The organism is Candidatus Accumulibacter phosphatis (assembly GCF_000024165.1).
Taxonomy (GTDB): domain Bacteria; phylum Pseudomonadota; class Gammaproteobacteria; order Burkholderiales; family Rhodocyclaceae; genus Accumulibacter; species Accumulibacter phosphatis.
This window is the reverse complement of sequence record NC_013194.1, coordinates 2,710,994-2,725,776: the sequence shown is the minus strand read 5'-3', so window position 1 is coordinate 2,725,776 and position 14,783 is coordinate 2,710,994. Positions and strand designations below refer to the sequence as shown.

10 protein-coding genes are annotated in these 14,783 nt (G+C 67.4%); 7 read left to right on the top strand and 3 right to left on the bottom strand.

Annotated elements, in window-relative coordinates; translation table 11 throughout:
• Nucleotide 1 precedes the first annotated feature (1 nt).
• From CAP2UW1_RS11840 to CAP2UW1_RS11830, 3 genes are read right to left on the bottom strand one after another with little or no spacing between them, the layout of a single operon-like run.
• Entirely contained in the window at nucleotides 2-1,972 is a 1,971-nt protein-coding gene (locus tag CAP2UW1_RS11840; RefSeq protein ID WP_015766845.1) for a tetratricopeptide repeat protein, read from the bottom strand.
• Nucleotides 1,969-7,914 carry a DUF7379 domain-containing protein gene (locus tag CAP2UW1_RS11835; RefSeq protein WP_015766844.1) on the bottom strand — a complete coding sequence of 1,982 codons (5,946 nt, stop codon included), beginning with the start codon at nucleotides 7,912-7,914 and terminating at the stop codon, nucleotides 1,969-1,971. Before CAP2UW1_RS11835 ends, CAP2UW1_RS11840 begins: the two co-directional genes overlap by 4 nt.
• Before the next feature lie 12 nt (nucleotides 7,915-7,926).
• Nucleotides 7,927-8,769: a caspase family protein gene (locus tag CAP2UW1_RS11830; RefSeq protein ID WP_015766843.1), complete on the bottom strand. Its 843-nt coding sequence runs from the start codon at nucleotides 8,767-8,769 to the stop codon at nucleotides 7,927-7,929.
• Nucleotides 8,770-9,109: 340 nt separating this feature from the next.
• On the opposite strand from CAP2UW1_RS11830, the gene CAP2UW1_RS11825 reads away from it, so the two are divergent.
• From CAP2UW1_RS11825 to gnd, 7 genes are all read left to right on the top strand, one after another.
• Nucleotides 9,110-9,349, top strand: coding sequence for a hypothetical protein (locus CAP2UW1_RS11825; protein ID WP_041567830.1), 240 nt, complete (start codon nucleotides 9,110-9,112; stop codon nucleotides 9,347-9,349).
• A gap of 106 nt (nucleotides 9,350-9,455) precedes the next feature.
• Nucleotides 9,456-9,707: a hypothetical protein gene (locus tag CAP2UW1_RS26105; RefSeq protein WP_041567829.1), complete on the top strand. Its 252-nt coding sequence runs from the start codon at nucleotides 9,456-9,458 to the stop codon at nucleotides 9,705-9,707.
• Between the two features lie 291 nt (nucleotides 9,708-9,998).
• The gene (locus CAP2UW1_RS11815) at nucleotides 9,999-10,256 is read left to right on the top strand and encodes a type II toxin-antitoxin system Phd/YefM family antitoxin (RefSeq protein WP_015766842.1); all 258 of its coding nucleotides are present in this window, start codon (nucleotides 9,999-10,001) and stop codon (nucleotides 10,254-10,256) included.
• Between the two features lie 4 nt (nucleotides 10,257-10,260).
• The gene (locus tag CAP2UW1_RS11810) at nucleotides 10,261-10,674 is read left to right on the top strand and encodes a type II toxin-antitoxin system VapC family toxin (protein WP_015766841.1); all 414 of its coding nucleotides are present in this window, start codon (nucleotides 10,261-10,263) and stop codon (nucleotides 10,672-10,674) included.
• A 727-nt stretch (nucleotides 10,675-11,401) separates the two neighbouring features.
• Nucleotides 11,402-12,118: a cupin domain-containing protein gene (locus tag CAP2UW1_RS11805; protein ID WP_015766839.1), complete on the top strand. Its 717-nt coding sequence runs from the start codon at nucleotides 11,402-11,404 to the stop codon at nucleotides 12,116-12,118.
• Between the two features lie 64 nt (nucleotides 12,119-12,182).
• On the top strand, nucleotides 12,183-13,262 hold the full coding sequence (locus tag CAP2UW1_RS11800; protein ID WP_015766838.1) for a DUF2914 domain-containing protein: 1,080 nt from the start codon (nucleotides 12,183-12,185) through the stop codon (nucleotides 13,260-13,262).
• Nucleotides 13,263-13,328: 66 nt separating this feature from the next.
• Nucleotides 13,329-14,783, top strand: a complete 1,455-nt coding sequence (gene gnd / locus CAP2UW1_RS11795; RefSeq protein WP_015766837.1) for a decarboxylating NADP(+)-dependent phosphogluconate dehydrogenase — start codon at nucleotides 13,329-13,331, stop codon at nucleotides 14,781-14,783.

The following is a 14,783-nucleotide window of genomic DNA, read 5'->3' as shown; positions in this document are numbered from 1 at the left end:
CTCACCACAGGGTGCGCGTATCGAGCCAGGTCACCCGTCCGGTGCGGCGCTTCACCTCGTTGTACATGTGCGCGGTGCCGCCGGGCCCGTCGCCGCCGCCACCATTCCACAAGCAGACAAAACGCACCTTGCGAACTCCCCAGGCCAGCGCCGTGTACAAAAGCCAGAGATTGCAGCGTTCAAAGGCGTTCGCCGGCTCGCCACGCAGGCTCTTCGGCAAGGGACCCAGTTCGTCGGGCATGATCCGCGGCGCGACCTCGAGAGCGGCGGTCACGGCAAAGTAGCGTTGGCGCCACTGCTCGCCATTGCTGGCGACAAGGATAGAACGTTCGATGAACTCCGGTTCCTCGAAGGGAAGCAGCAGTTGCAGGCGGACGCCGCGTGCCCGGCAGGCTTCGAGGAACAACAGGTCACCACCGTTGGCGGCCTGCGCCAGCGCCAGGTCGCCGGGCCCGGCGCCGAGCTGGTCGAGCGCCTGGGCGATGCCCTCGGCCGCCAGAGCCTCCCGTTCCGCCGGAAAGCGCGGCGGCACCCGGTCCGGGCCGTCGATCATGTGGCCGCTGAACAGCAGCACCTGCCGCGGCTCGAAAGGCGGCGTGCTGCGCGCGATCTCGCGATCGACGATGGCCAGCGCGGCGGCGGTCTCGGCGGGGCGAAAGTCGATATCGCGCAGCAGCGTCAGGGTCTGCCGACTCGAGTCGAGGGCAAACCAGTCGCGATTGGCGGTCGCGACCATGTTGCCATACTCCTTGCGGACACTGTCGAGCGGATTGACCAGCAGGCACAGTTCGGCGTAGCTGGCGCGCGCCCAGTAATCCTTGCGGTTGCGCTCCTGGGCGGTCAGGCTGGCCCACAGCACGCCGCCGATCAGGTTGTCGATCACGCTCTGGCTCGCGTCGCCACCACAGTGCTGGCGCAGCAGTTGCAAGGTCAGCGCATTGATCCCCGAGTAGTGATGCCTCGGGTCGGCGACAAAAGCCTGGTAATAGGGATCGATTGCCTCGCCAAGGGCCGCGTTCTCCTCCCTTGCCAGGGCGTGCATCTGGGCCGGCGACAATCCTGGCTGACGCCAGCGCGCAATCCAGCTCTCTTTCTCGACCCGACCGGCGAGCGCCCAGGATTCGGCGTCCTGCGGGTGGTCGTCGGTGAGCTGCTTGACCCATTCCCGAGCATCCTCGAAACGATTCAGGAGGACCAGACAGATGGCCTGCTTCTCGCGACTGGCCTTGTCGTCGCCGTCCAGCTCAAGCGCCATCTCGAACTGTTCGAGAGCGAGTTCGACCTGCTTCAGCTTGAGCAGGGCGTTGCCGGCGCTGCGCTTGGCTTCCAGGTGCAGCGCGCGCATCGGCGTCTCGTCGGCGAGAACCAGGATGTCGCCCGGCCGGTTTTTCTGGCGCGCGACTTCCATGCGGCTCGACCAGCTGTCGTAGGCATCGGAAAACTCGTTGCGCTCGGCAAGCAGCAAGCGGCGCCATTCCGGCTGTTCGAGGTTGGGAATCAACTGGAACACCGGACTCACCTTCCGCCGTGTCGAGCTCGCCATGCTGGCGCGCACCATCGCGGTCAGTGCGTCGCGCTCGGCCGGCAGTTTCGCCGGATCGGGAGCGCCGTCGACCAGCGAGTAGTTGAGCTTGCGATCGGTGTAGATGTCGAATGGCTGGTTCGGCCGCGGTCCCTGCACGAGGACGACGCCGCGCGCGCGCAACGCATGCCGCACGCCCAGCTCGTACCAGACATTGGCGTTGTCGAGCGTCAGGTCGGCAACAACCAGGTCGGCGACCAGAAGTTCCTGGAACATGTCGGTCCGGATATCGCCGGCGCGGGCTTCTTCGTCAGCGCGGAAGACCTCGAGGCCGGCCGCCTCGAGCGCCGGTCGAATGTACTCCGCGTAGACGCGATTGAAGTCGATCAGTTGACCATCGTGCCCCGGCTTGCTGCCGAAAGGCATGGCCACGAAAGCGTGCAGTTTCATCCCTGGCTCCTCGCATGCGCGTCGTCGATCATGTCGCCCAGCGCGAACAGGCGATCACCCGCCAGTTGCCAGCCGGCGAGGCCGCTGGCGACGTGGCGGGCACGGCAGAATGTGGACAGTAAACGCCACTGTGCCCGCACCGAGTCGAACTGGCGCGGCGTGACCGTCAGGTTGGACAAGGCTTCGCGGTAGGCGCGCACCACCTCTGCGCAGGCGCCCTCGCCCGCCTCGCCGGGCTGCAGCAGGCTCCGGTCGAGCAGGCGCTCGACCAGCAGCGACTCCGGATCCATGATCGCATCCCAAAGCCTGGCACTGCGAGCATAGGCTTCGCCAGCCGCCCGCCGGCAGTGACGGGCCAGCTCGATCGCCGCCTGCGCGTTGTTGTCGGCCGGGCACAGCAAGGCCTCGATGGCCAGACGATTGAGCGCGTTGTACGGCCGGAAAGCGGGGCTTCCCGGCAACCCCTCACCCTGCCCGTAGAAGCTGGCGCTCTGCTGCAAGGCGGCGTTCATGGCGTCGGCCGCCTGGTCGCGCTCGCTCCCTGGCGGCGACTCGAGCAGGCGCCTGGCGCACAGGCTGGCCTTGCGCCTGGCTGCGCTGCCGCGCAAGGCGCTGCGCTCGGCGTTGATTGCTCCGGTCGCCGCTTCACCGTCAGCCTTCAGGACGAGGCGTTCGAGGCCTTGCAGTCGTTCGAGCGCGTTGTCGATCAGCGTTTCGTCAGCATTCCTCTCGCCGAGCCGGGCCTCGACGTTGGCGAGTTGCTCGAGATCCCGGATCGGCACCTGCCCAGCACCGTCCTCGGCCTGCACCGCCGACAGGTAGGCGGCGCGCGCCTGGGTGAGGTCTCCCAGGTCCGCCCAGACACCGGCAAGCGCCGACTGTACGGCCGGTAGCTGCAGCCAGCCGGCCGGGCAGCGGTCCTTCAGCAGGCGCTTGAGATCTCTTCTTGCCGCGTCGGTCTCGCGCGGCGTCTGCCGTTGCGGCGCGCGCGACAGGCTCGCCCGTCGGCTGACCAGTTCGTCGAGCAGTTCATCCGGCGAGGCATAGTCGTCCTCGTCGTCGCTCCTGCCGGCGACGCGCGCTTCAGCCCGCCAACCGGGATCACCATAGGCCTGGAAGGCACCCCAGGTGATGTCTTCCGGCTTCACGTCCCAGACCGCCCGCCTGGCCTCGAAGATGGCCCGCCCGAAGGTGCGGCGATCGAGCAGCAGGCTGTGATAGAACGCCTTGCCGAAGATCATCGCGCCCTGGTCGTCGACGGCCCAGCCGGCGACGACGACGCAGCGCACACCGATATTGATCAGCTCGCGCGCGACACTCGCCGCCAGCAGGTTGCCCTCGCGCACGGTGCGCGCCGCCGAGGCTTCGCCGGCACCATCGGTATCCACCTTGCCGAGGTGACAGCAGCTCAGAAAAACCAGCTCCGGCACCGTTTCCATGGCCCGTATCTCGGCGGCCGTAATCAGCAGGCCATCCGAGAGAACGACTCCGGTACGTCGCCCGCCGCCGACGTGCGGCTGGTCGAAGATGCCGTGCGCCGAGATGTGCACCACCCGGTAGGCCTGCTGGTACAGGCGGGTCAGCACGTCGGTGGCGCGACAGTCGCTGCCGATCGCCTGCACCACCTGGTAGCCGAGCCCCTGCAGAACCGCCGCCACCGCGTTGGCCTCGTTCTCCGCACCGGCCAGATCCGGCGGCTCGCCCGCCTGCGGATGCTGCGGATCCGGGAAGGCCGCAGCGAAACCCTCGACCGACGGGTTGCCGACGACGAAGGCCTTGCGCTCGAAACCCTGATGCACCAGGCGGCGGAACTGCGCGGCCGCCAGTTGCCGGACGATCGGGGTGCGCACTGCGAACGGCAGCCTGGCCCCGGCGCTGCCGGGGTCGTCGGCGAACATCAGCTCCCAGGGCAAATTGGCGGTGTAGTCGTCGACCACCAGCACGATGCTGTCGAGCTGGCGTGCCACGTCCTTGAAGTCGTGCGGCATCATCAACTGGAAGAGCACGCGCCCGAAGTCCTCCTGCCAACGGGTGCTCTGAATCTGCTGGCGGACCAACCTCTCGACGAGGCCCGGCTGGCGCTGGTGCACGATCGATTCGGCGCGCGCACGCTGACCGACGTAAAGAAAGCGCAGGCGTTCGGCAATTGCCGTGCGCGGCTGACGCCCCGCCGACTGGCCGCCGGCCGCGGCGGCACCGGGGCCCTCGCTGCTCGCTGGCAGCGCATCGTTAGGCAGTTCAGCCTCCTGGCGGCTGCCGTCGGTGACGATCAGGCGTGGCCAATAGCTTGGACTGCCGCTGTCGAACAGGCGCCGCCGTAGCCCCTCGCCCTGTTCCAGTTCCGGCCGACAGGCAAGCGCGACGCCGTAACGGTGCGTCAGCTCGGCGAGACGATTGGGCATCTCGCGCAGCGCGTACGCGGCGGTGATCGCCGTGTCCTGGTACAGCTCGACGATATCGAGCCGGCTGACACGGATGTTGAGGCGCGTCGTCTCGTGAAAACGGGCGTTGGCGTCGAGGACACCCCGCAACAGGGCTTCCACCGAGGCCGCCACCGACAGGCTCGCCGACGAGTTGTAGCCGAGCAGCAGCGCCGCCAGCGGCAGCTCGCGATCGTCCTTGCCGAGCACGTCGATGACCTGCAGCAGGTAGCGCAGGACGCCGGCGCGCACGGCCTCGGTCAGCTTGTCGACGCTCAGGTTGCCCTCGTAGGCGCCGAGACCGCAAACGACGGCACCGCTGAGGCTGCCGCGGCGGCGTTCCTGTTCGTTGGGAACGCGCAGGACCACTGTCGCCGTGCCGCGGGCACCGGCGTAGAGCCCGAGGTTGTAGCGCTGGCTGAGGTCACCGTCGAGCAGTTCGCGGTCGATCAGCGCCTCGGCGCCGGCAATCGGGTCCTGCTCGTAGTGCCCGAGCAGCACCGGCTGCGTCAGGAAACGCAGGTCCATCGCCTTGACGCTGACCGCGAGCCGGCGCTTCGGGCGCGCCACCACGCGGCTGCGCGGCGCACCGCCCAACAGGCCACGCGCCATCGCCTCGCCGCCATCGAGTGTCGGCGGCCCGGCGTCGTAAACCAGCGGCGACACGGGCTCGCCGCCGCGCACCGCCGGCGGACTGCGCAACAGAGCGGCCGTCGCTCCGGTATGCAGCAGTTCGCCAAGTGCGGGGAAATACTCGCTGGTCGATGGCAGGTCGCCGTGCCTGACCGGCATGTAATAGTAGGTGCCGATATTCTCGATTCGCCCGGACGCCCAGGTGACGGTGCCGTCGCCCTGCGTCGTGCCGACCAGGCGCAAGCGCTTCTTCTCCTCACGCACGCCACAGGCCGTATTGCGCGCAACCCCGAAGACGTAGACGGTCTTCGCCGCCCAGGCCACCGGCAGCGCCGGCGGCGCATCCTTCTCGTGCTGCCACAGCCAGTTCGCGGCGTCGAGCTGGCCCTGCGTCGGCGTCGCCGACTGGTGGTCGCCGAACCAGACGTCGAAGACCTTCTTCTGGTAGCGCTTCCAGGTATCGGCGGCCTGAAAATCCTGGTTTGCCTCCCCGCCTCCGCCTTCCCGCGGGAAGCTGTCGACAAACCCCGGCCGTGGCAGCAACTGCAGCGCGCCCGGAAAACCGGCAACGATCCCGACTACCTCCCGCAGGCTGTGACCGAGATCCAGGCGGGCCAGAGAACGCAGTGTGTCGCCCTTGCCGAGCAGGTTCTCGACCATCGAGTAGCTGCCCTGATTGGGTGTCCCGAGCATCACGAAGCGCGCCCCGTCACGCGCCATCAGCGCGTCCAGCACTGTCGGCCGTGTGTGCCGGCAGGCGCGAACGATCAGTCCGCCGGCACTGTGGGCAAGCAGACGCACCGGTTGCGCGGTCTCCTCCAGCAGACGGGCGAGGAAAGCGGCGAGCCGTTCGCCGAGAACGTCGAGCGGCTGCCGCCAGTCGTAGGCGAAGCACTCGACGCGGTGGCTGCGCGCCAGGAAGTCGCACAGGTCGGCATAGAACATGCCGAAGAGCGTCTCGGCCTCGACGCCCGGTTGCCCCCAGGCGATCTTCGCCAGGCCGCCGCCGGCAATGTCGAGCGGGTCGAACCAGATGCGGTCCTTGCCGTTCACCCAGAGGTGCGAGCCCATCAGGCCCGGCAGGACGACGACGACCGGCAGGTCGCGCGGCGGCGCGGCACGCTCGGCAGAGGCGCCACGGGTGGTCGCCGCGTCGACCGGCGGGTCGCTATCTGCGAAGGGCCCGGGCAAGGGCTGGAAAGCCGCCAGCCGCAGGACGTCACCGGTGACCAGCCAGTCACGTAGCGCGGCGCGCGTGTCGATATTGGTGAAGTAGCGGAAATGCGAGACGTCGGCACCGCGATCGAACAATGCGCGCGCGCGCGCCTGCGGAGCAATGCCGGCGAACATCGAGGCCGTGTCGACGACGAGGTCGTTATCGACGCTGTCGAAGAACAGGAAATCGGTCAGCAGGACGCCGAGACGCTTGAGCAGGTTGCCGCCTTCGATGTCGCCGGCGATCACCGCCATCTCGACTCCGGCACGCACCGGCGCGTCGCGCAGCAGACGCACCATCGGCGAGTCGGGCAGCATCGCTTCGATTCCCGGCACCAGATGGGCATTGGTGCGCTTGCGCGCGATCTCGAGAACCACCCGTTTGAACGCGGAATAGATCGGACTGCCGAAAAAGAACGGCACCTGGCCGATCAGCGTCAGCAGAGCGGAGAGGAAGAAGTCCAGATTGCCGCTCGCCAGCTTCGTCCCCTGCGCCGGGCTGGCGACCCGCACGTAGCGCTGCACGACGACCTGGCGAGCGGCCAGATCGGTGGCCAGCTGCCGCAACTGTGCGCGCTGTCCGGTGTGAGCGGCGTCGAGCTCGCGCCGGACGCGTTGCCGGTCCTTTTCGTCGGCATCGCCGGTGCCGGGCAGATCGGCAGCGTAACGGTCGACCAGCGCGTGGAAGCTCTCCAGGCAGAGCAGGTCAGCGACAAGACCGCCGCGCGAATGTGCGACGAAACTGACCCTGATGCCGTCCGGCAGCGCCGCCAGCAGTTGCAGCGCATTTTCGATCGGGCTCTCAGACAGCGTGCGGTGCTCGAAGGCGTAGACACCGCCGGTGAAATACCGCTCGAGCGCGCTCCACAGGTCGCGCTGATCGAGTTGCAGGTCGCCGAAGCTGCCGAGCGTGCTCGAGCCCACCCCGTGGATGAACACCAGCACCGGCAATTCCGCGCCCGCCGCCTTCTGCAGGTCGGCGCGCGCCCGCGCCAGTTGCCGCTTCGCCTGCGCCTCTGCATCCTCGCCGGGAGCGCGTACCGCGCCGCCGCGCACATCGTCCCAGCCGTAGAGACCGGGCTGGCGATCGAGCCGCTTCTCGATCGCCCACATCAAGGCCTTGGCGCCCAGCCAACTGACGCCGAGTTCGGCTGCTTCGGCGAGCTTTTCGGTTGCCGCCTCGCCAAGCTTGTCGGCAATCAACCCGGCGAGTTTCTTCCGGGCATCGTCGATGATCGCGTCGCTGCTGACACCCACCGTCAGCGCGAAGACTCTGCTGACCAGTCCGCCGACGGCTTCGCCGACCACCCCACGCGCCGCGGCGCCCTCGCTGCGCAGTTGATCGAAGAGGATCTCGCCGCCGCTGCCGATCAGTTCGGGCCGGCTGCGCTCGAGCGACGCCTTGAGGCTGGCCGCACTGGTGATCAGCACGCCGCCGTCGGCGAGTTCGACGACCAACACCTCGTCATCGGCCGACTCGTACTGCTGCGCGGCCCCGCCGACACCACGCGCCGCAGGGCCGACCTCGAAGCACGCGCGGGTCTGCAGGTAGCCCGCCGGCAGGAAGAGATCCTCCGCCGCGCCGGCAGAACGGCTGGCCGACTGCAGCAGCGCCGGCAGGCGGTCCTTGTCGGTCTGGCGACCGGTCAGGTGGAGAGAGGTCTTCGCCGCCATCGCCGTGCGGCCTCAGCTGAAGATCTTGCGCTTGCGGGCGTCCGCCGTACCGACGATCTGCGGGCTCTGCGGGTAGGACGCCGACGGCAAGAAGACCGGATTGATCTTCGCGTACCAGTCGGCATAGGTGGCATTGGCGGGCAGCGCCTTCAGCGCCTTGAGCGCGTAATAGGTGAAGGCGCCACACGGACGGCCGGCGATTCGCGCGTCGTAGCTGAAGTTGTTGGGCCCTTCCTTGCAGCCGGCGAGCAGCAGGTCGCCGGTCTTGCGCGACAGCGCCGCGGCAAAAGGCGAACCGCCCGCCGTGACCGTCACCGAAGTCAATGGCTGACCGCTGATGCCGCGCGGCAACTGATCCGCCGGCAGCCAGTTGCCCATCGGCATGAAGCGCGGGCGCGGCGCGTCTTCGGCGTCCGGGTCCGGCGCAGCGGCGCGCGTCACGGTTCCGGAATGGCAGCTGTCGGAGATCAGCACCAGGCGCACCCCCGCCTTGCGCGCGCTGAACAGCTCGTTGATCTCGTCGTCGAGCAGCGCCGCACCCTTGGTCTGCAGGTCGTACGGGCAGAGGCCTTCGTCGAGGCCATCGACCTCGTCGCCGTTGGTGTCCGGTACGTAGGTGCCGTGCCCGGAATACGTGATCACCACCACATCGCCGCTGACCGCACCACCGATAAGCGCCTGGATGCCGCTGACCATCGCCGCCTTGGTCGCCTGGCTGTCGATCAGCTTGCTGACCGAGAAGCCGCGCGCCGTCAGTTCGGCCGCCCAGTCGTTGGCGTCATTGACGCAACCGGTCAAGTCCATGTGCGTGCCGGGATAGTTGTTGATGCCGATGCAAAGTGCGCGTTTGCTCATCGCTGCCTCCTGATGCTTGATGGGGGATCGGGGATCGGGGATCGGGGATCGCAGACTGCGAATGCAGTCTAGCAAGGCTTGAGTGAATACGAAACCTGTGCGAGGCCTTTGCGCTCCTCGCAAACCCTTGCCATTACAGGGTTTCAGACGGGGGCAGGAATTTTCTACCCCAGTTTAGGGCCTCTTTGCCGGCCTTCAGCGATCGTCTATGCATTGGCCATCAACTTTCACCCCACCCCAAGTTTTCTGGTCGGCAAACCATAACCATACACAGTAACAGGCACTTAGGCGTGTCAGCGTATGGTAAGATCATACTTTCCATCTACTCGTCAGCGCGACCATGGCGCATGTCCCGCAAGCTCGGATCTTTTCCTGGGAAGACGTTGAAAGCGGTTCCGACCTCGACCGCTTGTCGTTGGCGCTCGATTCCCTGCCGGACGATGCGCTGATGCAGGCCCTCGAAGCCCGTCGGGCGAAGGGCCGAGACGATTATCCGGTGCAGGCGATGTGGAATGCGGTGATCGCCCGAAGCCAATCGAGACACGCTGAAGTACCGTTGCCCGGCGGCTTGCGTCGGTAGTGCGTGCCCAGGCGCCGAGACCTGCCACGCCGCAGGCGACGTCAATCCCGGCGCCTATGGGCGGATCGTTCGCATCAAGATCACCGAGCAGGATCGCCGCATCTTCGTGCCGACGCCCCATGGCAGCCCAAGCTGGCATCGGGGCTACAACCGGCGCAGCGCACTGGAACGAATCAACAACCGTATCGACAACAGCTTCGGCTTCGAGCACCACTTCATCCGCGGCATGCACAAGATGAAGCTGCGGGTAGGGCTGGCCTTTGCGGTCATGCCCGCGATGGCGCTCGGGCACATCAAGCAGGGGCGTGCTCACCAAATGCGCTCACTGGTCCAGACTCCACGACAGGCCAGCGGTTAGCGCCACCAGGCGACTCCCCAGCATCACCCACACCAGACCGTGAATCCCCGGCGGGGACAGCTGGCGCCCAAGGATCGTCAAAACCGGAAAAACCCGGCGCCGACGACAGAAAACCAGCGCCGCCTCGCCTCCTACGGCTGCCGGTACGTCGACACCGTCGCTAGAAATGCGTACGGTATGTTTGCGGCGCTGGAAAATCGACACATCGAAAATGTCTCTGTGCGATTCCGCATCGCATCACCAGCCAGTCTCTGCTAGACTAGTCTTCTGACTAGTCTGACTGGAGTGCAAATGAGGATCTGGCCGGTTCAGGATGCAAAAGCGCGTTTCAGCGAGCTGCTGGATGCCTGCGTCGTCGACGGACCGCAGATGGTCAGCCGGCGCGGCGCCGAGACCGCGGTACTTGTCCCCGTCGATGAGTGGCGACGGTTGCAGGCGACAGCGCGGCCGTCCCTCAAACAGCTGCTCCTGTCGAACACCGGCTGCGCGGACGTTCTGACTCCACCGAGGCAAGTCGCCCGCCGGCGAGGCGTTCCCGAGTTGGGCTAGGTGCATGTACCTGCTCGACACCAACGTGGTATCCGAACTGCGCAGACCGCGCCCTCACGGGGCGGTCGTGGCCTGGCTGCAGTCCATTGCCGAAGCGGACATACACCTGTCGGCCGTCACTCTCGGTGAAATCCAGGCAGGTATCGAACTCACTCGCGAGCAGGATACCAACAAGGCCTCCGAGATAGAGCGATGGGCCGATCTGCTCGCTGCCGCCTACAACATCCTGCCAATGGACGCCCAGACGTTTCGCGTGTGGGCCCGTTTGCTGCACCGGAAGTCCGATACCCTCTACGACGATGCCATGATCGCGGCAACGGCCATCGTCCACCAACTGACCGTCGTGACGCGTAATGTTGACGACTTTGCGCATTTCGCTGTGCCACTTCTGAATCCGTTCGAGACGACGCTCGATTGAGGCGGCCAGTCCGCGCTGGGTCGCGTGTCCACGCCTGCCCCGGCCTTCTGGCACTTCCCACTGCCGACGCCGCAGAGCGCATGCATCGGCATCCTAACCTCCGCCACTTCCACCGCAGCGGCCTGGCGACGGCCAGCGGGACGTCCACACTTCGAGTACACGGAAGTGAAATGGGATTCGGAGAAGACAGGTTTTTCGGGACCGTCCTGGAAACCCCGGATTCCGCATTCGCTCCATCCAGGCTACGCCGCTGAGCAGAGCACCGGCGACACCGATTCGTAGATTCGTAGGTTGGGGTGAGGAACGAACCCCAACATCGCCAGATCGAGGATAGCCTGGCCTGACACTACGAGCTGGGCAGTCGCGTTGGGATTCCTTCGTCACCCCACCCTACCGAGCGCCGGTCGCTGCCGGGTCAGCGAGGCCCAGGCACCACCGTTTCACTTAGCTATGCGACGAATTGAACGGTGCGTCCTTGTAGCCCGGATGAAATGAAATGGAATCCGGGGACGTTTCACCCACCACCGCGGTCCCCGGATTCCGCATTCGCTTCATCCGGGCTACGGCCTTTGCAACGCTTTTGAGCGCGGTGCGCTCGCCAAGCCTTGGCGGCGTGGCCATCGGCAACGGCTTCTGTTAGGGTTCTGTTCCGCCAGATGCGTGGCAGACCACCAGGCCGCTGCCGCAGACACCCCCACGCGATCCGCCGACACGAGAGCCAACCGCGATGACCGAAGACGACCGCCATTCTCAGACCATCGCCCATGTCAACGACGACTTCACCCAGCGCATCGTCGCGCACGCCGCCGACGCGCGCTGGCTGCCCTCGCCGCAACCGGGGGTCGAACGCCGCATGCTCGACCGCGTCGGCCGCGAAGTCGGTCGCGCGACGAGTATCGTTCGCTACGCCGCTGGCGCCGGTTTCCATGCGCACACGCACGGCGGCGGCGAGGAGATTCTCGTGCTCGACGGCGTCTTTTCCGACGAGGACGGCGACTATCCTGCCGGCAGCTATCTGCGCAACCCACCCGGCTCGACGCACACGCCTTTCTCGCGCACCGGCTGCACGCTGTTCGTCAAGCTTTGGCAGTTCGCGGCCGGCGACCGGCAAGCGTTGCGCGTCGATACCGGGACAGCGCAGTGGCATCCGGGACTGGTTCCCGGCCTGTCGGTGTTGCCGCTGCACGAACACGCGGGGATCAACACGGCGCTGGTGCGCTGGGCGCCACAGACGCGCTTCACTTCGCACGTGCATCCCGGTGGCGAGGAGATCCTGGTTCTCGACGGGCTCTTTCGCGACGAGGACGGCGAATATCCGCAAGGAAGCTGGTTGCGCAATCCGCGCTGGAGTCGCCACACGCCCTTCACCGGCACCGAGGGTGCGCTGATCTACGTCAAGGTGGGCCATCTCGGGGCGGCACTGCTTGTGCCCGCAGGCGCCTGATGGTGTCGCCTGACACGACTCGCCGCCAACCCGGCCCCTGCCGGTTCGCCGGGCGGCGCCGCGCGTGAACGCGGTCACGACATGGGCCTTGCTGCGCCGCCTGTACCCGGTCGCCGCCTTCCTCGGCGGATTCGCCTGGGATGCGCTGACCATCGGCCAGCGCATCCGCGTCATGGATTTCTGGCGCCTCGGCGCTTTCCTGCTCGGCGCCGCGCTGTTGACGCTGTGGCTGGCTCGCCGGGAAGCGCTCGGCATGACGGCCCCCACCGCCGAAAAGTCGCGCGCCGGCCGTTTCAACGCCATCGCCTGGCAAGCGCCCTATCTGCTGCTGCAGTTCTTCTTCGGCGGCATCTTCTCGGCGCTCTTCATCCTCTACTTCAAGAGTTCCGGCCACCTCGGCACCTGGCTGATGGCGGCCTTTCTCGGCGCCCTCCTGGTCGGCAACGAGTTCGCCGGCAACCACTACGGGCAGCGCTTCACGCTGACCTGGGCGCTGTTTGCACTAAATGCGATCCTGCTCTTCAATTTCGCGCTGCCGCATGCCCTGGGCAGCCTGGATCCCCTCTGGTTCTACGCTTCCACGGCCGCCGGCGTCGTGCTGACGCACGGCCTGCGCTGGCTGGCACCGGGACGGCCGGGGCGCATCTGGCCGGCCTGGGGCCTGGCCGTCGTATTGATGCTGGCCTTCCGGCTCGACATGATCGCGCCGGTGCCGCTGGTCAAGCGGCAACTGGCGGTCGGTCAGGACTTCGTGCAGGAGGCCGGCCGCTATGCGGTGCAGGTCGAGCGGGCAGCGTGGTGGCAATGGTGGCGGGATCAGGCGAGCACGCTGCACGTGCCGGAAGGCGGCCGGCTGTATGGCTTGTCGGCGGTGTTCGCGCCGCTCGGTGTGACGGCGCCCCTCGAACACCGCTGGGAGGTGCGCGACACCGACGGCTGGCGACTCGTTTACCGCCGCCCCTTCCAGACCACTGGCGGCCGCGATCGCGGCTTTCGCGGCTACTCATGGGTGCTGAATCCGGTGCCCGGCGACTGGCGTTTCATCGTCGCCACGCAGGATGGGCGCACGATCGACATTCTGCGGATGCGGGTGGAGCGCGGCGCACCGCGTCGCGACGACCTGCGCCTCCGGGATTTCGATTGATGCGCTGCCGCCGCTGCTCAGCGCGCTCCGGTGGCGGCGCGCGGCGCGTCCCGGCGGGCGTCTGACATGCCGCCGCTTGCCGATATCGCGGTCTTCGGGCTGGCCGTCATGGGTCGGAACCTCGCCCTCAACCTGGCCGACAGAGGCTTCCATGTGGTGGCGTACGAGCGTGACGCCGACGGCCTGGACGGATTCCTGGCCGGTCCGGCGAGGGGGACGACCATCGTCGGCGCGCGCCTTCCTGCGGAAGTGGCCGCGCTGCTCGAGCGGCCGCGGTGCGTCCTCCTGCTGGTCAAGGCCGGCGACGCGGTCGACCGGAGCATTGACGGCCTGCTGCCGTATCTGGAAACCGGCGACATCATCGTCGACGGCGGCAATTCGCACTACACCGACAGCGAGCGACGCGGCACGGCTCTCGCTGCGCGCGGCATCCGCTTCGTCGGCATGGGCATCTCCGGCGGCGAGGCAGGTGCCCGCCACGGCCCGAGCCTGATGCCCGGCGGCGACCGCGCGGCGTGGCCCCATCTGCGGCCGATCCTGCGCGCGATCAGCGCCCGCAGCGAGATGGGCGAAGCGTGCTGCGACTGGATCGGCGACGGCGGCGCCGGCCACTTCGTCAAGATGGTGCACAACGGCATCGAGTACGGCGACATGCAACTCATCGCCGAGGCCTGTCACTTGCTGCGGGAGTTGGGCGGCTACCAGCCTGCCGAACTGGCGGAGGTCTTCGCGCAGTGGAAGCGCGACGACCTGGCCAGCTATCTGGTCGAGATCGCCGGCGAAATCTTCCGCGTGCAGGAGGCGGATGGCGTGCCTCTGGTCGACCGCATCCTCGACCGTGCGGGCCAGAAGGGCACAGGTCGCTGGACCAGCGAGAGTGCCCTGCAGCTCGGCGTGCCGCTGACGCTGATCAGCGAGTCGGTCTGCGCGCGCCAGCTCTCCGCCCTGCTCGACGAGCGCCGCAGTGCGGCGGCGATCCTGCCCGGTCCGCCGGTGCGGCCGTGCGTCGATCGCGCCGCGCTGCTGGCTGCCGTGCACGACGCGTTGCTGGCCAGCAAGCTGGTGAGCTACGCACAGGGCTTCATGCTCATGCGTGCCGCCAGCGAAGCCCATGGCTGGCACCTCGATCTCGCCGGCGTCGCGCTGCTCTGGCGCGCCGGCTGCATCATTCGCAGTTCCTTCCTGGACCGCATCCGCGACGCCTACGAGCCTTGCGCCGACCTCGCCTGCCTGCTGCTCGACCCCTGGTTCCGGGAAACGCTGGCCCGCTGCCAAGACGGTTGGCGGCGCGCGGTGGTGCTCGCCGCCGAGCACGGGATCGCCGCCCCCGGCGTGTCGGCGGCGCTCGCTTTCTACGATGGCTACCGCTGCGCGCGTGGGCCCGCCAACGTCATCCAGGCGATGCGCGACTACTTCGGCGCACACGGTTTCGAACGTACCGACCAGCCGCGCGGTACCTTCTTCCACCACGACTGGATCGACAGTGGCGGCGGCGCCACTGCCGGCAGCTACACTGCCTGA

Coding starts and splice junctions, on each gene's coding strand:
- CAP2UW1_RS11840 (WP_015766845.1), bottom strand. CDS start 1,972: ATGAAACTGCACGCTTTCGTGGCCATGCCTTTCGGCAGCAAGCCGGGG.
- CAP2UW1_RS11835 (WP_015766844.1), bottom strand. CDS start 7,914: ATGGCGGCGAAGACCTCTCTCCACCTGACCGGTCGCCAGACCGACAAG.
- CAP2UW1_RS11830 (WP_015766843.1), bottom strand. CDS start 8,769: ATGAGCAAACGCGCACTTTGCATCGGCATCAACAACTATCCCGGCACG.
- CAP2UW1_RS11825 (WP_041567830.1), top strand. CDS start 9,110: ATGGCGCATGTCCCGCAAGCTCGGATCTTTTCCTGGGAAGACGTTGAA.
- CAP2UW1_RS11815 (WP_015766842.1), top strand. CDS start 9,999: ATGAGGATCTGGCCGGTTCAGGATGCAAAAGCGCGTTTCAGCGAGCTG.
- CAP2UW1_RS11810 (WP_015766841.1), top strand. CDS start 10,261: ATGTACCTGCTCGACACCAACGTGGTATCCGAACTGCGCAGACCGCGC.
- CAP2UW1_RS11805 (WP_015766839.1), top strand. CDS start 11,402: ATGACCGAAGACGACCGCCATTCTCAGACCATCGCCCATGTCAACGAC.
- gnd (WP_015766837.1), top strand. CDS start 13,329: ATGCCGCCGCTTGCCGATATCGCGGTCTTCGGGCTGGCCGTCATGGGT.